Genomic DNA, 23317 nt, shown 5'->3' on the forward strand with positions numbered 1-23317 from the left:
TCTTACCTAACTCATTTTCAAGATTATGCTCCTCAGTACCTTGTTGGCCGCGCCGCCCACTTACGTAGCCATGCTGCTGGTACTGCTGCCGGCCGCCGATCCACAGGAGGGACAACTCGGTCCAGCGGTCCGGCTGCAAACCCTGGCTTTGCTGCAAGCCCTGCAGCAGCAAGTAGCGCCTTTCATTCGGGTGCTGCGCATTGATCAGGCTACGTACCCCGCCGTGGTGCGCAGCTTCGACGGCCGGGGAGTACCGGCCTTCGTGCTCGTGCGCGATGGGGTGGAGCTGTGGCGGCAGCAGGGCTTACCCGAGGGCGAACAGATAGCGCAGCTGCTGCTCAGCAAGCTGTAGGGTCCGTAACTGAGCCTGCCGCTTAGCCGCAGGGAAGGTCGTTGCGTTGCGTCTCCAAGGCTGTGGCCAAAACTATCCGGGTTGTGTGAATCGTTCAGCGCCAAGTCACAGCTGCTTTTGGCTCCGGTTCCTCCCCGTTTCAGGGGCAAATAGCCCGGACCACTTTCTGGCTGAAGGTGGCACCGCCGCATTGGCACGGCAGACAGAAATATATGCCGCTTGCATCGGGCATCGGGTAAAAGTGGCGCCTCTCGGCCACCCGGAGCAGCGGGGCTTGGGCAGGCAGTACCACTCACGGCTCAGGGGTAATCGATACTGACGGCAGGTGCAATGTGCGGGCCGGCTCTGGGGCAGCCCGGGCGCTGTCGCGGGCCAGCTGCTTGGCCTGGCGGCGGAAGTAGCCGCGCAGCAGGAAGTTGTGCTGCAGGGCCGTCATGCTCTGGTTGAGCTTTTGGGTGCTCTGCGCCACGTTGCCCACCGTCTGGCGCAGCTGCCGGGCCGCGGTGGTGTCCGACAGCAGCGTCTGCACCGGCCCGGCCCCGGTTTGCACCTGGCGCTGCAGGTCGTTGAGGGTGGCAGCCAGCGTATCGGAGGTACCCGACAGCTGCCGGGCGGCGTGCCCCAGCTGCCGGGCAAAGGCCGGGTCGGTGAGCAGGTAGCCCAGCGGGCCACGGCCCTGGCGCACGCCGGCCGTGAGGTGCTGCACGTCGCGGGCCGCCCCGCGCAGCTGGGCCGAAGCCGCCGCGGCATTGCGGGCGCTGCGGGTCACGTCGGCGCCGAGCTGCTCGTTGCCGAGCAGCTCCCAGAGCGCCTCGCTGTGGTTTAGCTTGTCGGTGACTTCGCGCAGCCCCTTGGTGATGACGGCCAGGTTCTGGTTGGACACGTCCAGGGTGCCGAGCATGGCGTCGAGGCTGGCGGGGGCGGTGGTCCTGAGCACGTCCCCGGCCTGCACGGGGCGGGCGGTACCCGGGCCCGCCGTGAGGTTGACGATGGTATTGCCCACCAGGCCGTCGGTGCCGATGCTGGCCACCGCGTTCTGGCGCACGAAGGGGCGCACCTCCTCGTTCAGCGCCATGCTCACCCGTACGGTGCTGTCGTTCAGGATCTGGATGCGTTTGACCGTGCCCACGGTGATGCCGCCCAGGCGCACGTTGTTGCCGGCCAGCAGGCCCGCCACGTTGCGAAAATCAGCCGACACCGGCAGGCTGCGGCTGAACAGGTTTTGCTGGCGGCCCAGCAAAAACAGCACGGCCAGCAGGCAACCCAACCCGGCCAAAACAAATAAGCCGAGGCGCACGTGGTTACTGGTGGTATTGACAGGCATGGGAGGTAGAGAAAACGGGGTGGGAAAAGCGCGACGGGCCGGGCTCAGACGAAAAATTCGTGGATGCGCTGGTCGGGGTCATGCGCCAGCTCTTCGTAGGTGCCCTGGGCATAGCAGCGGCCGTCGGCGAGCAGGGCCACCCGGTCGGCCACGAGCCGCACGCAGTCCATGTCGTGGGAAATGATGAAGGCCGCGGTGTTGTATTTCTGCTGCACCGAGCGGATGAGGCCGCTGATTTCGCGGGCCGTCACCGGGTCGAGGCCGGTGGTAGGTTCGTCGTACAGGATGATTTCGGGCCGCAGAATGAGCGTGCGGGCCAGGGCAATGCGCTTGCGCTGCCCACCCGACAGCTCGGCCGGCATCTTGTCGACGGTATCGGCCAGGCCCACGTCCTCCAGGGCCTGGCGCACCAGCTCGGCTTCCTCGGCGCGGCGGTGAGCCAGCCACTGCCGGCGCAGCGGAAACAGCAGGTTTTCGCGCACGGTCATCGAGTCGTACAGGGCGTTGCTCTGGAACAGGAAGCCCAGGTGGGCCCGCAGCTCGTCGAGCGTGGCGTGGCTGAGGGTGGCTAGGTCCTGGCCCAGCACCGTGATGCGGCCGGCATCCGGCCGCAGCAGCCCGATGATGCACTTGACCAGCACTGACTTGCCGGAGCCGGACTTGCCCAGCACCACCACGTTCTCGTTCCGGTGCAGGTCCAGGGTAAAGTCGCGCAGCACGTGGTTGTCGCCGAACGATTTGCCGACCGCTTCCAGCGTCAGCACCACGCCGGTGCGGTCCGCTGCCGCCGGGGCAGCGGCAGCAGCGGGGTTGATGGGAGCAGGAGCGGCGGGCAGCATCAGCGGAGCAGTTAGTTGAAGCCCAGCAGGCCGGTAATCTGCACGGCCAGCAGGTCGAGAATGAAGATGAGCAGCGAGGACACCACCACGGCCGAGTTGGCCGCCTGGCCCACGCCCGCGGTGCCATTATCGGCGTAGTAGCCCTTGTAGCAGCCGATCAGGCCGACGGCAAAGCCGAAGAAAAACGTCTTGAAAAAGGCCGGCAGCACGTCGGCGAAGGCCAGGCCGCTGAGGATGTTGTTGGTGAACAGCGCCAGCGTCGTTACGCCGCGGGTGTTGAGGCCCACGTAGGAGGCGTACAGGCCGATGGCATCGGCCAGCAGCGTCAGGATGGGCAGCATGAGCGTGGTGGCCAGCACCCGCGTGACGACGAGGTACTTAAACGGGTTCGTGCCCGACACTTCCATGGCGTCGATTTGCTCGGTCACCCGCATCGAGCCCAGCTCGGCCCCGATGCGGGAGCCGATTTTGCCCGCGAAAATCAGGGCAGTAATGATGGGACCCATCTCGCGCACGATGGTCAGTCCCACCATGGTCGGAATCCACGCCTCGGCCCCGAACTGCGCCATGGTGGGCCGGCTTTGCAGCGTGAGTACCAGGCCCATGATAAAGCCGGTAATGCCCACCATGGGCAGCGACTGGTAGCCCACCACGTAGCACTGGTAAAGAAACTCCCGCACCTCGTAGCGCGGGCGGAATCCCTCGCGGAAAAACCGGCCGGTGAACTGCGCAATGGCGCCGGTTTCTGCTAGGAGGGGACTGTACAGCATCGTAGAACGGGGCTTATGAAGGCAATGTCAGGGGCCGCGGTTCTCTTATGCTACGCCGGGGAAAGCGGCTTTCAGGTCCGGCCCAGGGTCTGTTTGGGGCCGCGCCACCCTGTCATAAGCGACCGTACGGCAGAGTGCGTGGTCTTTCCACCCGCTGGTAGAGGCTAGCAGCCGTCTCGGTCTGGCGGTTCCGCGCCGCCTGGTAGTAGTCCCTGCTCCCCCGGGCCGTTGCCGTCCACCAGGCAGGCGCGGTTGACGTGCAGCAGCACCAACCCACGGCAGCAGCCCGGCTACGCGGCGCGTTATTTGCCTCCCCGACGAGCTGTTCAGCTCATGGTAGGCATCCAGCCGGGCTGATCCGGCGCCGCGACAGGTACCAGCAGCACGGGCACCGGGCAGCGGCGCAGCACCTCGGCCGTGATGCTACGGTGAAACAGACGCCTCCATAAGCTGTGGGGCCGCGCCAGCAGAATCAGCAAATCAGCCTGGGTGTCGGCCAGGGCCTACAGGATGCCCGCCGCCGACGAGGCGGCGGGTTCCTGGTACAGCCACAGTGGCGCGTCGGGCGGCACCAACCCCTCCGCCCGCACGCCGGTCAGCACTTGGCGCTCCGAGCGGGTTTGCGAAGCGTGGGCTGGCAGCACGTGCACTACGGTGTAAGCCGCTTGCCAGGAGGCCAGCAGCGGAACCAGGGCCCGGGCCGCAGCCGTGAGCTTGTAGGGCTCGGCATCGATGGCCAGTAACACCCGGCCCGGCCGCCCCGAAACCCTAGTGGCTTCCGGTACCAGCAGCAAGGGGTGATGCGTGGCCCGCAGCACCGGTAGCAGGTGCTTGTGCCGTAGCTGGTCCAGCAGGGTGTGCTCGGCGTGCAGCCCCAGCACGAGCAGCAGCGGCTGCAACTGCCGAATGGCTTGCTCCACGGCCTCGGACGAAGACAGCTCCAGCACCTGGGTAGCAGCCGGCCCGGGCAGTTGCCGGGCCAGTTGCTGCGCGTTGGCCGTCGTTTCGGCGCAGTGACAGTCGGTTTGACTGGTCGCCGCCAGCGCCGGTTCCGGTGCCAATAAGTCTGGAGCGTGCTGTATGCGCAGCAACGTCAGCAGTACGGGCAGAGCTGCTCCCATACCGACAGCGTAGGGCACGGTAGTAGGCGGTGTTGCTTCCATGGGGTCGACCACTACGACAAAGGAGGAGGACATAACGAAGGAGGAAAAAGGCACTGGAGAATAGCTGGCGCCCCGCAGAGATGCCGCGGCGGCTACAACGAAAGAATACTGATGGCTAGCGGCAGCCCGATGATGAATGGGGTGCTAGTGAGCACGTGCAGGCCGTTGGTGATGCCGCGGGCGCCGGCTTCGCGGGCGTGCTGGATGGCCAGCTGCAGGTCCGCCCAGGTAGCTACCGTTCCGGTGAGGGTAACCGCCCCGCGGTCGACCTGCACTTTTATAGACTGGTCGCGCAGGCTGGCCGACCAGCTCAGGCGCGCCTCGATGCGCACGGCCAGCGCTTGGTCCGGCGTGGTATCGTCCGGTTCAGCAGCTTGCAGCTTCCGCGCTTTGTAGGCGGCGCTGTCTTGCCAATCCGTGGAAACTTCCACCTGGTTGTCGACGGCCGTCACGCCGCTGACACCGGCGGCCACGTCGCCGGCCTGATCCTGCTCCTCGGGCGAGGTCACCTTGCCGGTGAGCAGCACGCGGCCGCTGTACACCCGGACGTCAAACCTGACGGTGCCGACGTACGGGTCGCGAGCCAGGGCGGTGGTTATGTTCTGCGCAATGTCGTCGTCGGGCACTAGGCGCCCGGTACGCACTTTCAGCAGGTTGTGCACGTCTACGACGCCGGCCACGTGGCGGGCGTCGTGCTCGGCTTCCTGCTTGGTGCGTAGGTTGCTCACGGTACCGGCCAACGTCACTACGCCATGCAGCACCTGCACCAGAGTTTCCGACGCCCGCACCCGCGGGTTGAGCAGCAGCGTATCGCGCACGGCCTGGGCAATGCTTTCATCCGTTCTGGGCAGCTGGGTGGCGCGGCGCAGTTCCCGGCCCAGGGCCCAATAGGCCACGAACAGGTCGCGGGCGTCTACGCGGACGGCCCCGGTCTGGTAGGCCAGCGCCACGACGCGCTCTTTTTCGGCGGCCGAGCCCACCGTGCCCGCCAGGTGGACGGCCTGCTCGCTGGTGCGTACCTCGATCAGGGTGCCGTTGAGGCGCACATCCCAGTCGAGTAGCTCCCGCAGCTGGGTGGTCATCTGGTCATCGGAATTGACGACCGTTCCGCCACTGATGAAGAGGCGTTCCGTGCGAATGTTTTCCACTCCGCGTACGCCGGCGAGTACCCGCAGCACCAATTGCTTTTCGGGCCAGGACTGCACGGTTCCGCTCACCATTACGCTGCCCTGACTAGCCTCGCAGTGCACCGGGTACTGGCCGGTGGCCGGGTCATCGGCCAGCGCCTGCGTCACCGCGCTTTGCAGCTCCGCATCGGCCACCACCGTCGGGCTGACTGCCAGCTGGTTGTCGAGGCCGCACACGCCGCGGACGGTCAGGACGGCTTCTTCGGCCCGCTGCCGGGCCAGCAGGCTGTCGGCAAAGCCCGTCAGCTCCACCATGCCGGCCTGCGTGCGGACGGTAATGAGGTGGGTAGTCAGCCCTTTCTTGTTCGACAACAGCATTTCAATGGCCGCCGTGATGTCGGCGTCGGCCACCGGTGCTGCCGGAGCAGACGGCGTCAGGATTGGCGCAGTTGACATGAGCAGTAGGAAAAAAGATTCAGCAAATCAGGATTTCTGCCGCAGAAGAAGGCCACTAGCGGGTTCGTATTCCAGGCGCCGGCTTGGCTTTGACCAGCACCGCGGCGGCCGGCCCCCGGGCTTTCAGCGCCTCCAGCGCGGCCCGGTCGAATACCCGCCCGCGCAGCACCACTGCCCGCACTTGCCGCAGGGAGCGGATATCGTCCAGCGGGTTGGCATCCAGCAGCAGCAGATCGGCGCGGAAGTCCGGCGCTACCTGCCCCAGGGTGTAGCGGTACCCGGCCGCTGCGGCTGGGTCTACGGTGGCGGCCTGCAGCACCTGCGTTGGGGTCCTGCCCGTGGCAGCCAACGCCGTTAGCTCGTCCAGCAACCGGCCCGGGTGGAACGGGTAAGGCCCGGCCGGCCCCGGCTCGTCACTAGCCCATACCACGCGCGGACCTACCTGCGTGCCGGCTTCCAGCGCCCGCATGGTGGCCAGCAGGGCTGGCCGCCCAGCCGGTACGCCGTAGTAACGGATGCTGGTGATGCCGCGCTTAACCAGCTGGGCCAGCAGCTCCTGTTCGAGCGCCGCGATGGGCGGCGCCTGCACGTGGGTATCCCACAAGCCCGGCATGAGGTATTTGCCGCTTCCGTCCAGGCGCAGCACGGCCCCACCGCCCGGCGCGTGCGTGCCAATGGATTCGATGCACCCGTCGCGCACGACCACCATGCGGTCGGGCAGCACCTCGCCCTCGACAACGTCCACTACGTTGACGTGCGTAATGACCAGCAGGCTGGCGGCGCGGCCGAGGGGCACTGGTTGACCGGTAGCCCGGGCCGCCAGCAGGACCAGCCCGGTAGCAAGCACAAGAACCAAGGAGTGTTTCATGACGAAGGAAAAGAAAGCGGCCCAGCAGCGCCAGTATCGGCCCATTTTGGCCGTGCTGGCTTACTTCAAGGAAGCATACAGACGCAAGCAATACCTGTAAAAAGCACTGATTGGCAAATAGTTAAATGCCGCTTCAGGCCATATGCAAGGTTGCCCCGAATACCGGTTCGTTGACATGACCACGATCATGCTCCGGGCTTGATCCTTCACTGGCTGCCGTCTCCCTGGCCCGTGCCGACGTTGAGCGTTGGTCGGACATTTACGCCTAGTCATGCAAGCGGCCTTCCCCTCTCATTACTTGGTGAGCAATGAGAGGGGAAGGCCGCTGAATACAGCTTTAACATGGTGCCGGTAGCTGGCCCGGCCGTCGGAGTGTCAGGCGGGTGCAGCTAGCACATCGGGCCGGGCTGCCAGCGGAACTGGCCGGCACAATTAGCCCAGGGCAGCACACTATTTCGCCGAGACGAAAACGCTACCGTGGAATCAGGCAAGGAGCCCGCCGACCTCGTTACGCCGCTGCTACTGGGGTGGCGGTGTGCACAACGGCAAGGGCTGGCTTTGTGGTGGGTACTCGTGGCTTTGGCGAAGCAGCCCGGGGCGCTGGGGCAGGCGAAGCCGGCGTAGAACGACGGCGGGCAGACTGAGGGGCCTGAAACGGCGTAAGCTCCGTTGAAAAGAGCTTCGCGGAGCCTGTTTTCGTCAATTTAGCCAGCTGTTTAGCCATTTTACGACGCTGCTTGAGCAGGCGGCCGGCCAGGCGTTTCAGCGTATCCGTCACGAATGCCGGCGTATCGCCGGGGGCCAACTGGGGCTGCACGGCCGCCAGCAGCTCCCCGGCCAGGGCATTGCGCGCCGCCTTGGGGTCGGCGGCAGCGGGCTTGGCCGCTTTGGCCAGCTTGTTTTGGTGTCGGAGCACCTGTTTGGCCAGCTGCTCGGCCGTCTTCACAACGGCTTTGGGCGCCTGCGTGGGCGCCGCTGCTGTTGCGCTCAGGTGAGGCGCTACCGCCGCGACGAGCTGGTGGGTCAGGGCTTGCTTGGGAGAAGTCATACAACGAAAAGTCAATACAATGAGCAGATGCTGGGGCACGAAGCGGCCGGTAGAAACCGGCTCATGGCAGCCACAGCGCCAAGGTGACCAGCAGCAGAATGCCGGCAAGGGCGCTGATAACCACGAGCGTGTCGTGGGCTGATATGGTTGGGGATGGTTCCACGGGCGAACAGGGTAAGCAGAGGTGAAGGCAAAGAATCGGTACCTGGATGCACAGCGCTGATTGAATCCGGAAAGACATTGGCTGCAACTGGTTTAAGCCAAGGCCGCCAGCGCTTGGGCAGCCGCAACGCGGTCAGCGTTGCGGCTGCCCCTCGGGGCCAGGTGAAGCATAACTCCGAGGTCTGTTTCCAGGTAGTCGGTAACCTTAGGTAAAGGTGCAGCCGGTTTCCCGGGCATACCATGACGCGCGGCACGGCAACGCATGATGCCCATCACCGCGCCGGCCGCGCTATGGCTAATCGGGCCAAGTCAGGTGCCCAGGTCTTGGCTGGTGCGCAGGACGCTTGCCAGCGGGTGCGGGCCGTTGAGAACAAGGCGCCGCCAGTCGGGCCCCAGCCTTATTGTTTTTGTACGCGCGTGGTCTGGGCTTGGCCGCCGACGGGCGCGAAACGCACCACGTACACCCCCGCTGGCAAGCCGTTCAGGTAACTCAAGGTCAGGCCATTGACGCCGGCGTCCAGCGTACTGGTCTGCTGCCGGACGACGCGGCCCGCCAAGTCAAGCAGCGTCAGTTGCCCCTGCCCGGCTTCCACGCTGGTGGCCGTCAGGTGCAGCGCGTCGACGAACGGATTGGGAAACACGTTCATCCGGGCCGCGGTGGCCGCGCCGGGGCCAAAGCTTACGGCTTTTGCGCCGTAGAACGTGGCGGTTCCGTCCAAGTCTACTTGCCGCAGGCGGTAGTAGCGGATGCCCTGCTTACCGGCTTCCGTATCGACGTAGCGGTAGGTGCTGAGCGTGGTAGCCGTGGGCGAGTAGCTGGGCACGAACGCCAGCGCCCGGAACTGCCGGCCGTCGGTGGAAACCTGCACCTCATAGCCGCGGCTGTTGCGCTCCATGGCCGTTTGCCAGCTCACCACCGCATCGGTGTTTTCGCGCTTGGCCGAAAAGGCCGTCAGCGTCACGGGCAAGGTCAACGGGTCGGTAGCCTCGCTGATAGTGAACGTGCCAAACGTGGTGACGTCGTTCTTGGTCAGCTCGTTGGTGGTCGTGTTCAGCGCATCGCGCCCCAGCTGGCCGAATACGTCGCCCGAGGATGTGGACAGGAACAGCGCGAAATCAGCCTCGCGCAAGTTTTGATTGCCCGGCGTCAGGTTGCGGGTTTCGTCGTCCAGGTAGTGAAACACCATGGTGGCCCGCAGGCCGCCGGCGGCGTTCTGGTTGGACGGCCGCACGCCGTAGACGCGCCGGATGCTGGGTTTGGCGTTGGCGCCGTTGTTGATGGAGGCGTAGTTGAGGCTGGTATTGCGGGTAACCGAGACGTTGCCCGGGTCATTGCCGCTGAACGTCACGGTCAGGCCACTGTTGCCAAAGTTCTGGGCGACGCCCGTCTGGGCCGTCTGCGTTGTCTTCAGAAAGCCGCGCAGGTGGGTCAGGTCGGTTTCGCCCGCCAGCTGCCCCGCGGGGGTGGTCACGCCGTTGCTGACGGTGGCCGGAGCCAGTTCCACAAACTCCACGTTGACGTTGCTGACGTTGGTTTCCAGTACGCCGCTGATGAATCGTAGCGTGCCGCCCGGCAGAATCGTGAAGCTGGTGGTGAGGGTTTTCAGGCCGCCACCGTCGATTTCGACCCCGGCGAAACCGGAGGCCGAGCCGCTGATGGTCTGGTTGCCGCCGGTAAAGCTGACGACGGTGTTTTCGCGCTGCACAAAGCTGTCCTGCTGGTTGCGGAAGTCGCCGTACACCTGCAGGCGGCCGACGAGCAGGCGCACCAGGGAGCGTTGCAGCTGGTTGTCGCCCTGCATGGTCAGCGCGTGCGTCAGGGCCGGGCCGGAGTTGCTGTTGTCGTAGCCCGGCGTGGTGGTTTGCACGTCCGTAAAGGTGCCGTCCTGGTTTTGAATGCGGGTGGTAGCCGTCGACGCGGGCTTGACGGCGTTGCTGTAAATGTTGGGGTAGGCCACCGTCGAGCCCGAGCCGAAATTGGGCACGGTGGCGTCTTTCGTGGGGGTGGGTACGCCCTGGGTCCAGTTGGCGGCGTCAAACCAGTTGTCGTTTTTGCCGCCCGTCCAGGTAGTTGAGTTGGGCGCTTCGGTGGGCGCGACGCCCGTTACCGTAAACGTGGCTTCGTAAAACCGGAACTGCGGATCCGAAATGGCAAAAGCGCCCCCATCCGGGCTCGTATTGATGCCTTCCGCCACCAGCTGCACGCTCAGAACGTAGCTGCCGGCGCTCAGGCCCGTGAGCAGGTTGGTATTGGCCGCCGTGGCGGCAAACATGCGCGTGCCGGCCGTCTGGCTTACCTGGGGCAGGGCAATGGAGCCGGAGCGCAGGTTGAGGCCGCCGCCATTGGCCCGAACCCGGTACGTGAGCGAGGCGCTGTAGACTTCGTCCGGGGCGCTTTCCTGGGTGGTCAGCGTGCCGCCGTTCAGCAGCAGGCGGGTGGCAAAGTCGCTGATGTCGAAGGAGCCAAGGTTGCGGTTCTGAAACGCCGGCGCCGGCAGCCCATTCTTGGCCCCAAACGTCTCGTTGCCGGTCGTGTCGCCCCGGTCGATGATGATGGAGCTGGCGGTGATGGTGGTATTGCCCTGGGCCTGCGCCCGCTGAGCACCAATTGCTGACAAGAAAAGCGCCAGGAAGGCCAGGAAGGCACGAAACGGCGACCCGGCTATCCGAAAGCGCGGGGTAGTAACTGTATTCACGGTAAGGCAAAGAAAAGGATGGCTGATAGACGGAGTATATCTGGCTATCCGAGCAACGGACGGTACAGATCAAGCCATTGCCAAAACGATGGACGAGCTACCAGCAGCAAAGGTCCGTCATCCGGTAAGGGCCGCACATGACCCACATCACGCGCTTGGGTGTTTGACATCATCCGCCCCTGCCCGGCAGCCGCCGCAACCCAGCCCAACTCCTGAGCCCTCGGCGGGACTTGTTCGTCGCTTTTGCCCCATGATGCAGATCATCCGGTAACGTATTGCCGGTCATGGAAGCGCCCCGGCATTGAGTGGATATTACCTGGAAAAAAGCCCCGCCATGAAATGATTAGCCCCAGGCGAAGCCTTGGCGGCGGCTGGGAGCCCGCCCATTTTCGCCCGCCGCCCGGCCGGGCTGCTGCTTCACCCCGCTCCCCACTGCCTTCCGGCATAGCATTACGTCGTCGCTGCCCCGGCCGACAGCCCCTAATAGCCGCCAGGACTGCTCATCACCCGTTTGCCTTGCTACTTGATGAAACCCCACACGTTTGCCTCCGAAGCCCCAACCCTGCGCGACCTGGCCCGTCGTGGCTACCGGCACGACTTTAATCTCTCGGGCGCGCAGCAGCCGGACGAGGGATTGGACTTGCATCGGCACCCCGGCCGGTTTCGCATCCACGAAGTGCACCGCTTCGAGGGGGCGTCCGACCCGGAAGACATGTGCGTGGTCTACGCTATTGAATCCGAAAGCGGGGTGAAGGGCGTCGTGGTGGATGCCTACGGCCACTACGCCGATAGCCAAACCACGGAGCTGCTGCGCGGGCTGGCCGTGCCTTTGCCCTAACGCGCCTATCGACCGCCGTGGCCGGTGCGGGCAGCCTGGGCCGAGGCTCACCGGCCTAGCCTACGCGGCGGTTTTTTCTTCCGAGCCCTTTTCCGGTTTTCACTATGATGACTCCTACCGTGTTGGTCGTTGTCGACCCGTCGGCTGCATCCCGGGCGGCCCACGCTGCCGCGCAGCTGGCGGCCCTGATTGCCGCGGCGGTTGCGGGACGGGTGGTGCTGGTACCCCTGGCGGCCCCCATGCTCCCGGCCCCCGGGCTGGACCCGGAGCTGCCCGATTACTACCAGCAGCAACTAACCGAAGCCCTGGCTATGGCCGACCTTGCCCGGCAACTACCGGGCACCGTCGAGGTAGCGGCCCGCGTCGAAGACCTCGACCATGGCCTGGCGGACCTGCTGCACCGCTGGTACCCGCTGCTGCTGGTGCTGGGACTGGCTCCGGAGCACCATCTGCTGGATCAGCTCTTGCTCCACCAGGCGCTGCCGGTGCTGCGCGATGCCGGCTTGCCGCTGCTGCTGGTCCCCGACGGCAGCCCGGTCCGCCTCCCGGAGCTCGTGGCCGTAGCCGCCGACGGGGAGGAATTTCACCTCGCTGCGGCAGCGCAGTCGTTGCAGCCCTTGCTGCACAGCTGGCACGCCGCCTATTGCATCGTGCACGTGGCCGAAACGCCGGCTGATGAAGCCACCATGACCCGAGCCACCGATACGGTGTACCACGGCGGCTTGCTGCCGGGCCTAGCTCACTTCCCCACGCACCGGGTATGCCAGCAGCCGCGCCGGGCCGGCCTCGTGCAGGCAGCGCGGGATGTGCAGGCCGATCTGCTCGTGCTGCCTACCCGCTCACGCCGCCTCGTGGAAAGCTTGTTCACCAGCGGCGTGGCGGCCTACGTGATACGCCACAGCCCGGTACCAGTTTTGCTGCTGCCGACCACGGCGGCGCCGGTCCGTTCCGCCTCGCCCGTGTACCCTGCCGGGCTTGCGTCCAGAAAGCTCGGCCCATCGGGTGCTGGGAAACGACGGCCCCTACCTCCCGGAGTCTAGGGAAGCCGGGTGTTTTACGGGTAGCGGTGCTGGTAGCGGAAGCCTGTTCATGGAAGGTAAGGAGGAAGCATCTGGCAGGAGTTGGGAAATGAGGTAGCGCAAGCGCGGTTCGGTTGCCGCAGCTGCGCTAACTGCCTGAGGGTATCCCGATGACGATTGGCAGGGTGCGGCGGTGTCGACGCTGACAGCCTGCCCGAGTAACGAGCAAGCGGTTATCGGCTGGTTATATGACACACCGTCTACAACGACCCTGCGGCGGGCCCAGCGAACGGACCCGCCGCACCTTTCCGTCTGCAGGGCGAACTGCACCCGCAGGCCTTGGTACCTACCCATTTCTTTCCTTGTCACTGATGGTCCATACCACCGCTTTCTTTCGCCATGCGGCCCACCCACCGGGGCTGCGGTCCGCTGACCCGGTGGCAGAACGCTACCCTTTTCACGACCATGTCGAGTGCCCGGTCGGCCAAGCCGTGAAGAAAAGTGGCCAGTGGCAGTACTATGTACCGACCCAAGCCACGGAAAAGCGGCCGCGTTGCCCGCTGTGTGAGGCGTTGAACACAGCCAGCCACTGACTACCAGCTGGCTTGCGCGCCGTATGCAGGACTTGCCGGCAGCCTCGTCTGGCTTATTCTCCGCCGACAGTACTATATGATTAGAGCAGTTTCGTGGTCAATGTATACGGTGTGAAGCCTTACTCTGCTGATTTACGTGAACGGGTCGCGGCCGCCTGTGCGGCTGGGGACAGCACGCGTGGCCAGGTTGCCGCTCGGTTCAGCGTCTCGTTGTCTTTCGTTAACAAGCTGCTGCAGCGCCAGCGGGCGGGCGGTGGGGTGGCGGCGCTTGCGCACCGGGGCGGCCCCGCGCCGCTGCTGGACGAGGCAGCCCGCACCCAGTTGGCCGCCTGCGTGGCCCAACAGCCCGACGCCACGCTTGATGAATTGCGCGCCCTGCTCGTGGCGGCCGGCGGGCCGGCCGGCGGTCGGCCGCACCACGGTCTGGCAGGCCTTGCAGCAGTTGGACTTGCGGCGTAAAAAAAGAGCATCCACGCCGCCGAGCGTGACACCGAACGCGTGAGAGCGTTGCGCCGGGCTTTCCTCGAAGCCCTGCCGGGTGAAGATGTGACGCGCTTCAAGTTCGTGGACGAAACCAGCGTAAACCTGACCTACACGCGCCGCTACGGGCGGGTCGTCGCAGGCCGGCGGCTCGACCAAGCGCTGCCGTTGCACAACGGGCCGAACGTGACGGTGCTGGCGGCCCTCACCCCACAGGGGCTGCAGGCCGTCATGGAACTCGACGGGGCCGTGAACACGGCTAGCTTCGTGGCCTACCTCGACCAGGTGCTCGGTCCCACGCTCGTGCCCGGCGACGTGGTCGTGCTTGACAATCTGCGCGTACACAAAGCGCCCGAAGCGGCCCAGGTCGTCGCGGCCCGCGGCGCCCGGCTGCTGTTTTTGCCGCCCTACTCGCCTGACTTTACCCCCGTCGAACTCGCCTTCAGCAAGTTCAAAACCCACCTGCGCACCGCCGCGGCCCGCACCCGCGAGGCCTTGACCCAAGCCCTGCAAACAGCCAGCGACTGGATATCCGCCACGGATGCCCACAATTGGTTTGCCCACTGCGGCTATCATATACACTGACCACGAATATGCTCTAGTGGTAGCAGGAACTGTAAGCCACTTGCCGGTAGCTCCTGCTACTACTCATGTAACATTTGTACCAAACTTTTAACCAAGGCCATAAATGGCCCACCGGGTCAGCGCCGGTAGCAACGGCCGCAGGGGCGGCGGCCCAATTTCTCGGCCTGGGCCCGCGGCAGCTTCGCTACCGTTTTGGTGCACCAGGCCAACCCCTCGCAGCGGTCGGTGGCGTGGTAGGCGTACGAAGCCGAGCCCTGGCACACGTAGACTTTAGCGGGTGGGGCCAGCAGCAGGCCGGCCAGCACCAGGGGAAGCAGCGCGCTGCTCATGCCTGCGGGGCTTTTAGCAGTTCCTTCAGCCGCGGCGTCAGGCTGGCCATCTTCTCGATGCTGAAGTAAAGCGTATGCCGGTCCAGGAACGTGCCGCCGAAGTCGGCGCCGGCGTAGTGCTGCACGCCGTAGATTTCGGCGTACGGAATGCTGATGCGAGAGCGGCGGTCCAGGTGCCGGCGGTCGAGCAGCACGTCGACGGCCACCGCGTCGGGGCCCAGCTCAAAGTTCCAGGCGCAGTCGTGGTGCAGGTACACGGCCGCGAACAGGACGCGCTGGCCCTCGTGCTCGTACCAGTGGGCCTGCAGCATATAATGATTGGCCGGATCTGCCAGCCCGGTTGCGACCTGCTGCAGGATGGGGAGCAGTTGTGCAGTCTCAGAATTTGCCACGCGAACGGAGGTAAAATTGACAGGTAAACGGCGGGACGTGGCAAACGCTTCGGCGCCCGCCGGCCAGGATCTGGTAGGGCGGCCTAAGGTAACGCTGCCAACTGCTGCTGCCAACGTTGCTTGAGCTGCTGCAACTGAGTTAACGCCTCGGCTTCAGTCGCGCAGCCGAAGTCTTCCGCGCTGCGGTTGTGACGGGTGGTGACGGCGCGGCCGGCCAGCATTGGGTACCAGAAGGGGGCGGCGTAAAGCGCGCCGCCAGGTTCGGCCAGCTGCAACTGCAGCAGCTCCCGCCGGCAGGCCTCGGCCCGGGCCTGGTCCAGGCCGGCCCCGTCGCGCTGCAGGCTGAGCACCTGCACCCGTTGCCAGAAGGTCCGGTGCTCAGCGCTCAGTACCGGCCGCGGCAGTTCCGCCGGCACATTGCGGTAAGCAGTGGTATTCACCCGGTAGTACCGCTGATAGTAGTCCCGGCCGGACTCGGTGACGTGGTAGCTTACGGGCCATTGGCCCGCAGGCCCGGCGGTGCGCGGGCCGGCGTCTACCAGGCCTAGCTGTTCCAACCACTCAAAACTGTTGGCCGGTATGCGGGCATAGCAAGCGTGAAAGCGGTCTACGGTATCCAGCGCAACGCCTTCCGCATCCTGCTGGTAAGCCAGCACCAGGGCCCGCCACACCTGCTGCGGCAACAGGCCTTCGGGCTGCTGCGGCTTGGCGCGGCGTGGGGCAGGCGGGCGCTGCTCGCCGGTGAGCTGCCGCACCAGGCGGCGCCCTTTGCGCGTCAGGCGAATGTAGGGCAACGAGTAGCCGATGCGCGGGTGAGGGTCGTCGACGACAACCCGCTCTTCGATTTCAACCAGGCCGCGCTCAGCCAGCGCTTTCCAGGTGCTGCCGGCGCCCGGGTCCACCAGCCGCGTGCCCGGGGCCTCGTGCTGCTCGATGCGCTGCCGCAGCTCCGTTGCCGGTGCGCCCAGGCGGTGCTTCCAGCGGCCGTACGGAATCAGCCGCCACTCGGCAGCCGGCACCGGTGCCCGGCCGCGCACATAATCGTGCTTGTGCTCCTGTTCTAGTTCCTGATCCAGGCGGTAGGCTGCAACCAGGTAGAGTTGCTGACGCTCGTTGAGCTGCGGAAGCGACGTGCGGGAGGGGGATTTCGGGGCGCTCACAACAAAAAAACGGGGCAGTTGGGGAAAGGTGCGCAGGGGGTAACGTTTCTCTCTTTATATTGTAAAAAATACAACATAACGGGGTCGATTTGCGTTTAAATAGTATAACAAACAAGCACTTACATGGAGCAAATTGCAGTAACCCCCGCCGCCGACGAAACGCACCTGACCATCGTACAGGACGCGCCCGAGCAGGAGCCGCAGGCCCCCGCCGCCCCGATGTTCGTAACGGAGCTGCGCAGCCTGCCGCTTTCGGAAATCTACGTAGCGGGCAACTACCGTTCAACCATCGACCCGGCCGGGCTGGACGAGCTGGCCGTGAGCGTGAAGCATAACGGGCTGGTGCAGCCGGTTGCCGTGCGCGCCCTGACCGAGCCCATCGAGGGCAAGCACTTCGCCCTGATTGCCGGGTTCCGGCGCTTCGCGGCCCACGAAAAGGCCGAGCTGCCGACCATCGACTGCAACGTGCGCCACGGCATGAGTGACGCGCAGGTCGAGGAATGGCGCGTTATCGAGAACCTGCAACGGGAGGCCCCCCACCCGGCCGACGAAGCCGCCGCCGTGGCCCGGCTGGCAGCCCTCGACATCGACCAGGAGGGCATTGCGTCCCGTTTGGGCAAAACGCCCCGGTGGGTAGCCCAGCGCCGCGCTCTGTCCGAGCTGCTGCCGGAGTGGCTGAAACTGCTGCGCAGCAATAAACTCACCCTGCAAGCCGCTGAGGAACTGTGCCGCTGGCCGCATTCCGTGCAGCAGCGCCTGTTTGAAACGGGCGGCGGCTGGCAATCCATTACCCACGGTAACGTAACCAACTGGCTGAGCCAGGAGGCCCGCAAGCTGTCGGCCGCGCCGTGGAGCCTGAGCGACGAAACGCTCGTAGAAGCTGCCGGAGCTTGCAGCGCCTGCCCCAAGCGCAGCAGCTGCGCAACGGTGCTCTTTGCGGAAATGGCCGCGCACGACACCTGCCTCGATAAGGTGTGCTGGGCCACCAAGACGGAAGCCCAAATCACGCGCAAGGTTGCCGAACTCAGCACCGACGAGAAGCCCGCCCAACTGCTCAACGTCATTGGCTACGGCGGGCAGGGCTTACCCAGCCACCACTACGAAAAGACCCGCGCCAAAAAAGGGTCGGTGTGGGGCGTGTACGCCAACGGGCCGCAGGCAGGCCACGCCGTGCTAATCAAGCTGACCGATTCGTATCGCGCCGCGCAGGAACGGACGAAGGCCCTGCCCAGCGCCACCCCGGCCCTGACCAAAGGCCAGCAGGCCAAGCAGACCCGCCTCTCCAACCTGATGCGCGAATCCCGCAAGCAGGTAACGGCCGAGCGCATTATGAACCTGCTAAACGGGCCGGTGGACGCGCCCGAAACGGCGCAGGCCGTAACGGGGCTGCTAGGCTTTATCGTGACGGAGCAGCTGAAAAAGGGCCGCAACAACCTGAACGATGTGCTGGTGGCCGGGCTGGTGAAAACCTTCGGCTGGGAGAAGCCCGAAAAGCCGCTCGACTACTACACGAAAGATAAATGGGTCCAGACGCAGTTGGAGGCCACCGCCAACACGCCCGAAAAGCTCATCCGCCTGCTGATGTACTTGGTGGTGCATCACGAAATGGCAACGGACTACGAGGAATACCAAACCACCGTCGCCAAAGGCATGAATATGCCCGAAGCCTTCGCGGACATTCCCGAAGTGGCAAAAGCCCACATGGAGCGGCTGTACGACCCGGCCACGTTGCGCCGCCGCAAGTAGCCACCCCAGCGACCAGCCCCCAGCGCGGGGGCTGGTCCCGGTGCGCCCTTTCCCCCTACCGCCCCTTTTCCACCGCTTATGACTCCCGAACCGCAAGAATTAACCGTTGGCGATGCTGTACTCACCGTGCGCGAAAGGAATATCGGCGTGGTGTACGCCGTTGACCCTGCCGGCTCCGGCCGCTTTAGCGTCTCGGTGCTGCTCAGCGACGGCACCGATGCCGGCAGCTACAGCCCCGGCCAAGCCGACGAGCTGTTGCAGCGGCTCGGCCCAACGGGCGTAACCTACTCGTTTCATTCCGCCATGCGGCTGCGCCGGGACTGGCAAAGCGGCTATTTCAAGCAGGCATTTGCCACCGCCCGGCTGCTGGCGGGCTTTGTGGACCCTGACCTGCTCGGGACGTAGCCCGGCGCGGCACCAGCCGCCTTTTTGCCGGGGCCGGGGCAGTAGGGGAGAAGATTTTACCACGCTCACATAAACAAGAAAACCGGGGCTATATGTTGTATAAAATACAACATATAGCCCCGGTTTTACGTTTAATAACTATAAGCAACGCGCACAAAACCAGCTTGTAACATGAGCCAGCACACGTTTCGAGGCGTCACGTCCGCCGGTCAGCTTGTCGAAGTCCTTTGCGGGTGGGACCGCCCCCTGCAGTACCATCACCTGACCATCGAAACGGTCTGCCACAACCCCGACGACGACCAGGTAATCTACTGCAACCTGCAAGAGCGTGACCCGGGCCTGAACGTGGACGACATAGAGGCCAAGTGCATCGAACTGGGCATCGCCATTCCGGCCGGGCTGCTGGCCGCGCTCGACCAGGACGAAGTTGACAACGTGGGCAACGCCCGCCGCGACTGGGACGAGCAGCCCGCCGTGGCCTAACCCCCGCCGCTTTCCATCCGGCCGGGACAGGCCCGGCCGGCTTACCAACCCCTCTCACCTACCGCCCCATGCTTCGCAACCGCCGCTTTCAGCCTCGCAACGAGCCCCGCGCCTGCTTCACCTACGACACCACCCAGGACCGCATTTTGTATATCACCGACCTCGACGCGGGCCGCTCGGTGACCAACGACATTGAAAACGTGCTGGCCGACATAGCCGAGTGGGAAGAAGGGTTGGTGCTGGCCGACCACCAGGTCATCTACCGCGACACGGACGGGGTATGGACGGGGGTAGAGCTGACTGCAGAGGGCCGGTTTAGCCGCTTCTACGCCCTGAACGTGCCAACCCTTAACGCCGCCTTTGCCAAGGTGCGCAGCCGGGCCGCTGAGCCCGCCCAATAGCCCGCCCGCTATCTACCACCGGGCGGGCCGTTGGCCCGCCCCCTTTTCCTCTCCCTTGCCATGCCAGCCATTACCCGAGTCCTCGATACCGCCGCCGGCCAGTTGGTGCTAGGCGCTACCGTGCGCAGCACGACCACCCGGCGCCAAGGCCTGATAACCGAATTGGTGCCCAACAGCCCCCAGGGGCCACGCGCCATCCTGAACGACCGCCACGGCGAGGCCGCCGGCGACCTGGTGTTGGTGGCCCCGCCCGAGCCCCAGGCGCTGGCCATCCTCAGCCAGGACGCGGAGCCGGTGCTCAGCGGCGCGTTTGAGGTGCTGGTGCCGGGCCAGGGCGACCGGGTGTACTTCGCCCAAACGTCCGAGCAGGTGATAAAGCTGCTGGCCCGCTGCATCGGCATTCAGGATGAAGCCTACGAAGTTCAGCAGCTGACGCGCCTGGCCGAGGGCCGGCCGGTGGACGTGCGGTTTCGCGGCAGCTTCGGGATTGTGGGGGCGCTGGCCTACGTCTACACCGGCCAGGCCCGCCCCGAGCCCCGCTTCGCGCTGGGTCAGCGGGTGTACCGGACCGGCGGGAAGCAGGCCGAGACGGTGACCGGCATTCAGCTGCACCAGGTACCTGCCGGCCGCCGCCGCGAGGGCGAGGCCTTCGAGTGGCACTACCTGCTGGGCAGCGACCCGGAGCAGCTGCGGCCCCGCCCCGAAACCGCCTTGCGCGACTACCTGATTATCCCGACCGAAGGCCCCACCGCATGAGCACTGCCGCCCCCGTCCTGACCCGCCGCATCGGGTTTCAGCCCAAGCCGAAACCCGAGCCGGTGAAGCCTTTTACCCGCATTCACACCTGCGGCGGGCTGCTGCACCGCGAGCAAGAGCAGCTAGGCACCGCCGCGTGCCTGGCTGCCTTCGAGGACCGCCTTCGCCGCGAGAAGCCGCACCCGCGCATCAACGGGCTGCCGAACGTGCGCCCCACGTCCTACTGCGTGGAGTTCGATGCCTGGTACGGCTACGCCCACGACACCTACTCCGTCACGTCCAACGAGCCCGCCGTTATCCGCCGGCTGACGGCCGCCCTGCTGGCCGCCACTACCCTACCCCCCATGAGCCAGCCCACCGATGACGCCTACGATTGGGCCAGCATCCGGCAAACCTTCGAGTTCAACATGCTGGGCCGGGAGCAGGACGACCGGAGCCCGGAGTACTGCCAGCCGTTGCGCTACTCGGTGGTGCGGCCCGCCCCCAGTCCGCAGCACCAGGAGCTGAGCGAGCTGTTGTGGGCCATGCGGCCGCTGTTTTACCGGCTGCCCCTCGAAGACAAGGCCGCTAACGCAGCCCAGCTGGAGCAGCTGCAGGCCGAAGCCTACGCCTTAAAGCAGCAGATCTGGCGCAATGCCCACCCGCTGCCGGCAGCGCCCGCGCCGGCCCCGCTCCGCACCGGGCCCGGCATCCAAGGAACCTTATTCTAAGCCCTGGCCATGAGCTACCCCAATCCTTACGCGGCGGAGCACGCCGACGCCGCCGAGCAGCCCGCCCCCTGCGAACAGTGCGGCGAACTGCCCCAAGACTGTAGCTGCCCCCGGCCAGAGCCGGAGCCGGATTGCCCGGCCTGCGGGGCTTACGGCCGGTGCAAGCCCGGCTGCCCAGGGCCGGCCGGGCTGCTGGGCCCGCCGCCGGCCGACTGGCCGAGCGGGGAACCGTGGGGGTTCTGATGCCCCGCCTACTTCATCGTTTCACCGTCGCAAATCTGTTTTTATGCCTTACCCCACTCCCCAGGAGATTCTAGCCAAGGCCGCTGCCAAAGGCTTCCGCGTTGGCGCCTACGTCCACATGAGCACCCGCAACGCCGACGTGGCCGCGCCCATCCGCGAGTTTTCCAGCATCAACGGCCAGGTGCAGGCCGTCTGGATGGACGGCGCCTGCCGCAACCTGCTGGGCGAGCTGCGCCTGAGCGCCCGGCACCGCCTGCCCTACCAGTTCCCGGCCGGCTACGACTTCCTGACCAGCCCGCAGCTGGTGGCCGCGGCCATCGCGCAGGCCGGCGGCACCGCGGTGCCCGGCACGTACACCGCCGTCCGGGTGAAGGGCTACGGCGGGGAGGCCCCGGATACGTGGGCCACCACCGACCCCCGCCCCGAGCGCGAGGGCGCGGTTTACCTGAGCCTGCAGCCGCAGCCGGAGCCGGAACCCTTCGCGGAGCTGAGCCCCAACATGGAGTTGTTGTTAGCCGGGCAGACCGTTTCGGTTGCCGACGTGGCACATTGGCTCGATGCCGACCCCAAGCAGGCCAGCCGGCTATTCAAGGAAATGCAGCGCCTGTACGGGCCCAAACCCACGTTGCTCGACCTGGGCTTGTTCAGCGGCGTTACCGAAATGGCTCCGATGGTGGGCAGCGTGACGCAGGCCCGTAAGCAGGCCCAGGGGAAAAAATAGCCCGGCCGAAGCCAGAAAATACGGCCTCTATATGTTGTATTTTTTACAACATATAGAGGCCGTAATCCGTATAATACACTATAAGCAACGTCCACTTTTTCACTTGTTTACCATGAGCCAGCCCGCCCCCCAGATGCCCGAAAAATTTGCCGGTGTCCTTACCCGCGCCGAGTTGCCGGCGGATCTTATCTGGTCGGGCAAGCAGCCGCTACCGGCCATCGGCGAGCGGGTGTATATCCGCATGAATGACTTCGGGCCGGCCGTGGTGAATTACTACTTCCACGCCGACGGCTTTCTCGGCGTGCTTTGCACCCCAGAGGTGCTGCCCGACTGGTTTAAGCTGCAAAGCCCGGGGGTAACGAAGGTGCACGCCTTCGGCGTGGAGCTGGGCGACTTCCCCACCCTGCCGGTCGAACTGCCGCTGAGCGTGCTGGAGGCGGGGGAAGCCGTTCAAAAACGGCACCTCAACGACAAGCAGCGGGAAGCGAAGCGGGAGTACCCCAACGACCCCGAGCTGCGCAAGGCCCACTGCGCCGAGGCCCGGGCCGCCTGGGAGCGGGCCTGCGCCCGCACGGACGAGGCCCGGGCACGGGAGGCGGCCCCGCCGGCGGGGTAATCACTCGGAGTCAGTGATTTGATTGAAGTTTAGTTTAACTTTAGTCGAATTTTACAAGGCTCCGCACCCATGGACGTTCTTATTACTCGTGCTATCAGCTTGTGGCAACCGTGGGCTACGCTGGCAGCCCTTCGCGCGAAGCGGTACGAAACCCGCTCCTGGTACACCGACTACCGCGGCCCGCTGGCTTTGCACGCCACGGCCAGTACGCCGGCCGCCGTGCTGGCCGCGTGCGCCGCCGACCCCCACATCATGGCCGCGCTGCAGGCGGCCGGGCTGAGCCTGGCCACGCTGCCCCAGGGCGCCATCGTGGCCATCACTACCCTGGGCGAGGTGGCCCAGATCCAGGAGCACCCGCAAGCCTACGCCGGCGCGGTGCTCGACCCGGCTCAGCTCACGCCGGCACAACGCGCCTACGGCGACTACCGCCACGGCCGCTTCGCGTGGACGCTCGACGACACCCAGGCCCTGAGCATCCCCGTTCCGTGCGCCGGCCGGCAGCGCATCTGGCATTTGCCCCCGGCGGTGCAGCAGCAGCAGCTGGCCATACTGACTCGTTGAGATGCGCAAATACGAAGTTGAGTTCGTGGCCGAGCGCAAATGGTACTGCCAGGCCCTGATCATGATGCTGACGGGCTACTCGCTGGTTGAGGTGCTGGCCAAGACGGGCAAGGTCAGCCGGATGCCGTCAACAGACTTTAAGAAGGCCTTCCGGGCGCTGGGCTACAGCTGCTCGGAGCGCTTTAAGCCTTTCGATGCCGCCACCGAATACCCGGTGCTGATGCGGGCCCTGGGACCACCGAAGCCTGAGCGCGAGCCGGGCGCCGACGGAAAGCGCCGCGTCGACAGCCCGGACTGGTACGCCTTTGTGTACTACGACCAAAAGGTGTACGACCCCTTCCACGGCATTACGCCGCTGAGCCAGTTCTCCGAATGCTACCCGGAAATGCGCATTAGCAGCATGATCCAGGTTTGGGTTAGCGCCGGTACCGAATCCATTGCCACTAATCCCATCAGATGACCTTACTCCCCATG

At 65.4% G+C, this 23317-nt stretch carries 27 protein-coding genes; 14 read left to right on the forward strand and 13 right to left on the reverse strand.

Translation table 11 applies throughout. The features are described from left to right. The first annotated feature begins 25 nt into the window (after positions 1–25). Complete coding sequence (locus FDY95_RS22830; RefSeq protein WP_138081438.1) at positions 26–352, forward strand: YbbN family protein; 327 nt, start codon at positions 26–28, stop codon at positions 350–352. 292 nt (positions 353–644) lie between these two features. On the opposite strand, the gene FDY95_RS22835 is transcribed toward FDY95_RS22830, so the two are convergent. From FDY95_RS22835 to FDY95_RS22875, 9 genes are all read right to left on the reverse strand, one after another. After that, complete coding sequence (locus tag FDY95_RS22835; RefSeq protein WP_138081441.1) at positions 645–1676, reverse strand: MlaD family protein; 1032 nt, start codon at positions 1674–1676, stop codon at positions 645–647. 44 nt (positions 1677–1720) lie between these two features. Continuing rightward, the gene (locus tag FDY95_RS22840) at positions 1721–2515 is read right to left on the reverse strand and encodes an ABC transporter ATP-binding protein (RefSeq protein ID WP_138081444.1); all 795 of its coding nucleotides are present in this window, start codon (positions 2513–2515) and stop codon (positions 1721–1723) included. 11 nt (positions 2516–2526) lie between these two features. Continuing rightward, positions 2527–3285 carry an MlaE family ABC transporter permease gene (locus FDY95_RS22845; protein WP_138081447.1) on the reverse strand — a complete coding sequence of 253 codons (759 nt, stop codon included), beginning with the start codon at positions 3283–3285 and terminating at the stop codon, positions 2527–2529. Positions 3286–3611: 326 nt separating this feature from the next. After that, complete coding sequence (locus FDY95_RS27160) at positions 3612–3785, reverse strand: universal stress protein (protein WP_138081760.1); 174 nt, start codon at positions 3783–3785, stop codon at positions 3612–3614. A gap of 3 nt (positions 3786–3788) precedes the next feature. Beyond that, positions 3789–4481: a hypothetical protein gene (locus FDY95_RS22855; RefSeq protein ID WP_138081450.1), complete on the reverse strand. Its 693-nt coding sequence runs from the start codon at positions 4479–4481 to the stop codon at positions 3789–3791. 59 nt (positions 4482–4540) lie between these two features. Then, the gene (locus FDY95_RS22860; protein WP_138081453.1) at positions 4541–6031 is read right to left on the reverse strand and encodes a BON domain-containing protein; all 1491 of its coding nucleotides are present in this window, start codon (positions 6029–6031) and stop codon (positions 4541–4543) included. A 55-nt stretch (positions 6032–6086) separates the two neighbouring features. Beyond that, positions 6087–6899, reverse strand: a complete 813-nt coding sequence (locus FDY95_RS22865; RefSeq protein WP_171025811.1) for an amidohydrolase family protein — start codon at positions 6897–6899, stop codon at positions 6087–6089. A 508-nt stretch (positions 6900–7407) separates the two neighbouring features. Beyond that, positions 7408–7986 (reverse strand): hypothetical protein, encoded by a 579-nt coding sequence (locus FDY95_RS22870; protein ID WP_171025812.1) that lies wholly within the window; start codon positions 7984–7986, stop codon positions 7408–7410. Between the two features lie 521 nt (positions 7987–8507). Further along, the gene (locus FDY95_RS22875; RefSeq protein WP_138081462.1) at positions 8508–10805 is read right to left on the reverse strand and encodes a T9SS type A sorting domain-containing protein; all 2298 of its coding nucleotides are present in this window, start codon (positions 10803–10805) and stop codon (positions 8508–8510) included. Positions 10806–11331: 526 nt separating this feature from the next. Here FDY95_RS22875 and FDY95_RS22880 point away from each other — a divergent pair. After that, positions 11332–11643 carry a phosphoribosylpyrophosphate synthetase gene (locus tag FDY95_RS22880; RefSeq protein WP_138081465.1) on the forward strand — a complete coding sequence of 104 codons (312 nt, stop codon included), beginning with the start codon at positions 11332–11334 and terminating at the stop codon, positions 11641–11643. Positions 11644–11747: 104 nt separating this feature from the next. Next, the gene (locus FDY95_RS22885) at positions 11748–12683 is read left to right on the forward strand and encodes a universal stress protein (protein WP_138081468.1); all 936 of its coding nucleotides are present in this window, start codon (positions 11748–11750) and stop codon (positions 12681–12683) included. 704 nt (positions 12684–13387) lie between these two features. Here FDY95_RS22885 and FDY95_RS26455 read toward each other — a convergent pair. Then, positions 13388–13729, reverse strand: a complete 342-nt coding sequence (locus FDY95_RS26455; RefSeq protein ID WP_171025813.1) for a hypothetical protein — start codon at positions 13727–13729, stop codon at positions 13388–13390. A 24-nt stretch (positions 13730–13753) separates the two neighbouring features. Here FDY95_RS26455 and FDY95_RS22895 point away from each other — a divergent pair, with 24 nt between their 5' ends. Then, a complete protein-coding gene (locus FDY95_RS22895) occupies positions 13754–14320 on the forward strand; it encodes an IS630 family transposase (RefSeq protein ID WP_171025814.1) in 567 nt (188 codons plus the stop codon). 116 nt (positions 14321–14436) lie between these two features. Here the strand turns inward: FDY95_RS22895 and FDY95_RS22900 are convergent, their stop codons facing one another. From FDY95_RS22900 to FDY95_RS22910, 3 genes are all read right to left on the reverse strand, one after another. Next, positions 14437–14649 carry a hypothetical protein gene (locus FDY95_RS22900; RefSeq protein ID WP_138081477.1) on the reverse strand — a complete coding sequence of 71 codons (213 nt, stop codon included), beginning with the start codon at positions 14647–14649 and terminating at the stop codon, positions 14437–14439. Then, the gene (locus FDY95_RS22905) at positions 14646–15041 is read right to left on the reverse strand and encodes a hypothetical protein (RefSeq protein WP_138081479.1); all 396 of its coding nucleotides are present in this window, start codon (positions 15039–15041) and stop codon (positions 14646–14648) included. The genes FDY95_RS22900 and FDY95_RS22905 overlap by 4 nt, the downstream gene beginning before the upstream one ends. A gap of 83 nt (positions 15042–15124) precedes the next feature. After that, positions 15125–16201, reverse strand: a complete 1077-nt coding sequence (locus FDY95_RS22910; protein WP_138081482.1) for a hypothetical protein — start codon at positions 16199–16201, stop codon at positions 15125–15127. Positions 16202–16324: 123 nt separating this feature from the next. Between FDY95_RS22910 and FDY95_RS22915 the strand changes: the two genes are divergently transcribed. The 10 genes from FDY95_RS22915 to FDY95_RS22960 all read left to right on the forward strand — a co-directional run bounded on the left by FDY95_RS22915 (position 16325) and on the right by FDY95_RS22960 (position 23303). Next, positions 16325–17947 carry a ParB/RepB/Spo0J family partition protein gene (locus tag FDY95_RS22915; RefSeq protein WP_138081485.1) on the forward strand — a complete coding sequence of 541 codons (1623 nt, stop codon included), beginning with the start codon at positions 16325–16327 and terminating at the stop codon, positions 17945–17947. A 78-nt stretch (positions 17948–18025) separates the two neighbouring features. Then, complete coding sequence (locus FDY95_RS22920) at positions 18026–18352, forward strand: cell envelope integrity protein CreD (RefSeq protein WP_138081488.1); 327 nt, start codon at positions 18026–18028, stop codon at positions 18350–18352. A gap of 171 nt (positions 18353–18523) precedes the next feature. Further along, entirely contained in the window at positions 18524–18835 is a 312-nt protein-coding gene (locus FDY95_RS22925; RefSeq protein WP_138081491.1) for a hypothetical protein, read from the forward strand. Positions 18836–18903: 68 nt separating this feature from the next. Then, positions 18904–19236 (forward strand): hypothetical protein, encoded by a 333-nt coding sequence (locus FDY95_RS22930; RefSeq protein WP_212744946.1) that lies wholly within the window; start codon positions 18904–18906, stop codon positions 19234–19236. A 60-nt stretch (positions 19237–19296) separates the two neighbouring features. Continuing rightward, positions 19297–19992, forward strand: a complete 696-nt coding sequence (locus FDY95_RS22935) for a hypothetical protein (protein ID WP_138081494.1) — start codon at positions 19297–19299, stop codon at positions 19990–19992. Beyond that, positions 19989–20702 carry a hypothetical protein gene (locus FDY95_RS22940; RefSeq protein ID WP_138081497.1) on the forward strand — a complete coding sequence of 238 codons (714 nt, stop codon included), beginning with the start codon at positions 19989–19991 and terminating at the stop codon, positions 20700–20702. The genes FDY95_RS22935 and FDY95_RS22940 overlap by 4 nt, the downstream gene beginning before the upstream one ends. Before the next feature lie 286 nt (positions 20703–20988). Then, on the forward strand, positions 20989–21666 hold the full coding sequence (locus FDY95_RS22945) for a hypothetical protein (protein ID WP_138081500.1): 678 nt from the start codon (positions 20989–20991) through the stop codon (positions 21664–21666). A gap of 112 nt (positions 21667–21778) precedes the next feature. Further along, positions 21779–22282 carry a hypothetical protein gene (locus tag FDY95_RS22950; RefSeq protein ID WP_138081503.1) on the forward strand — a complete coding sequence of 168 codons (504 nt, stop codon included), beginning with the start codon at positions 21779–21781 and terminating at the stop codon, positions 22280–22282. Positions 22283–22351: 69 nt separating this feature from the next. Continuing rightward, on the forward strand, positions 22352–22843 hold the full coding sequence (locus tag FDY95_RS22955) for an ASCH domain-containing protein (RefSeq protein ID WP_138081506.1): 492 nt from the start codon (positions 22352–22354) through the stop codon (positions 22841–22843). 1 nt (position 22844) lies between these two features. Next, positions 22845–23303 (forward strand): hypothetical protein, encoded by a 459-nt coding sequence (locus FDY95_RS22960; RefSeq protein ID WP_138081509.1) that lies wholly within the window; start codon positions 22845–22847, stop codon positions 23301–23303. Positions 23304–23317 lie beyond the last annotated feature (14 nt).

Source organism: Hymenobacter jeollabukensis (assembly GCF_005771675.1).
Classification (GTDB): domain Bacteria; phylum Bacteroidota; class Bacteroidia; order Cytophagales; family Hymenobacteraceae; genus Solirubrum; species Solirubrum jeollabukense.

Excerpts from the sequence above, each read along its gene's own strand:
- FDY95_RS22860 (WP_138081453.1), bottom strand. The coding sequence starts at position 6,031 with ATGTCAACTGCGCCAATCCTGACGCCGTCTGCTCCGGCAGCACCGGTG.
- FDY95_RS22865 (WP_171025811.1), bottom strand. The coding sequence starts at position 6,899 with ATGAAACACTCCTTGGTTCTTGTGCTTGCTACCGGGCTGGTCCTGCTG.
- FDY95_RS22880 (WP_138081465.1), top strand. The coding sequence starts at position 11,332 with ATGAAACCCCACACGTTTGCCTCCGAAGCCCCAACCCTGCGCGACCTG.
- FDY95_RS22855 (WP_138081450.1), bottom strand. The coding sequence starts at position 4,481 with ATGTCCTCCTCCTTTGTCGTAGTGGTCGACCCCATGGAAGCAACACCG.
- FDY95_RS22840 (WP_138081444.1), bottom strand. The coding sequence starts at position 2,515 with ATGCTGCCCGCCGCTCCTGCTCCCATCAACCCCGCTGCTGCCGCTGCC.
- FDY95_RS22945 (WP_138081500.1), top strand. The coding sequence starts at position 20,989 with ATGCCTTACCCCACTCCCCAGGAGATTCTAGCCAAGGCCGCTGCCAAA.
- FDY95_RS22960 (WP_138081509.1), top strand. The coding sequence starts at position 22,845 with ATGCGCAAATACGAAGTTGAGTTCGTGGCCGAGCGCAAATGGTACTGC.
- FDY95_RS22920 (WP_138081488.1), top strand. The coding sequence starts at position 18,026 with ATGACTCCCGAACCGCAAGAATTAACCGTTGGCGATGCTGTACTCACC.
- FDY95_RS22930 (WP_212744946.1), top strand. The coding sequence starts at position 18,904 with ATGCTTCGCAACCGCCGCTTTCAGCCTCGCAACGAGCCCCGCGCCTGC.
- FDY95_RS22935 (WP_138081494.1), top strand. The coding sequence starts at position 19,297 with ATGCCAGCCATTACCCGAGTCCTCGATACCGCCGCCGGCCAGTTGGTG.
- FDY95_RS22915 (WP_138081485.1), top strand. The coding sequence starts at position 16,325 with ATGGAGCAAATTGCAGTAACCCCCGCCGCCGACGAAACGCACCTGACC.
- FDY95_RS22950 (WP_138081503.1), top strand. The coding sequence starts at position 21,779 with ATGAGCCAGCCCGCCCCCCAGATGCCCGAAAAATTTGCCGGTGTCCTT.
- FDY95_RS22900 (WP_138081477.1), bottom strand. The coding sequence starts at position 14,649 with ATGAGCAGCGCGCTGCTTCCCCTGGTGCTGGCCGGCCTGCTGCTGGCC.
- FDY95_RS22940 (WP_138081497.1), top strand. The coding sequence starts at position 19,989 with ATGAGCACTGCCGCCCCCGTCCTGACCCGCCGCATCGGGTTTCAGCCC.
- FDY95_RS22925 (WP_138081491.1), top strand. The coding sequence starts at position 18,524 with ATGAGCCAGCACACGTTTCGAGGCGTCACGTCCGCCGGTCAGCTTGTC.
- FDY95_RS22830 (WP_138081438.1), top strand. The coding sequence starts at position 26 with ATGCTCCTCAGTACCTTGTTGGCCGCGCCGCCCACTTACGTAGCCATG.
- FDY95_RS22955 (WP_138081506.1), top strand. The coding sequence starts at position 22,352 with ATGGACGTTCTTATTACTCGTGCTATCAGCTTGTGGCAACCGTGGGCT.
- FDY95_RS22835 (WP_138081441.1), bottom strand. The coding sequence starts at position 1,676 with ATGCCTGTCAATACCACCAGTAACCACGTGCGCCTCGGCTTATTTGTT.
- FDY95_RS22845 (WP_138081447.1), bottom strand. The coding sequence starts at position 3,285 with ATGCTGTACAGTCCCCTCCTAGCAGAAACCGGCGCCATTGCGCAGTTC.
- FDY95_RS22885 (WP_138081468.1), top strand. The coding sequence starts at position 11,748 with ATGATGACTCCTACCGTGTTGGTCGTTGTCGACCCGTCGGCTGCATCC.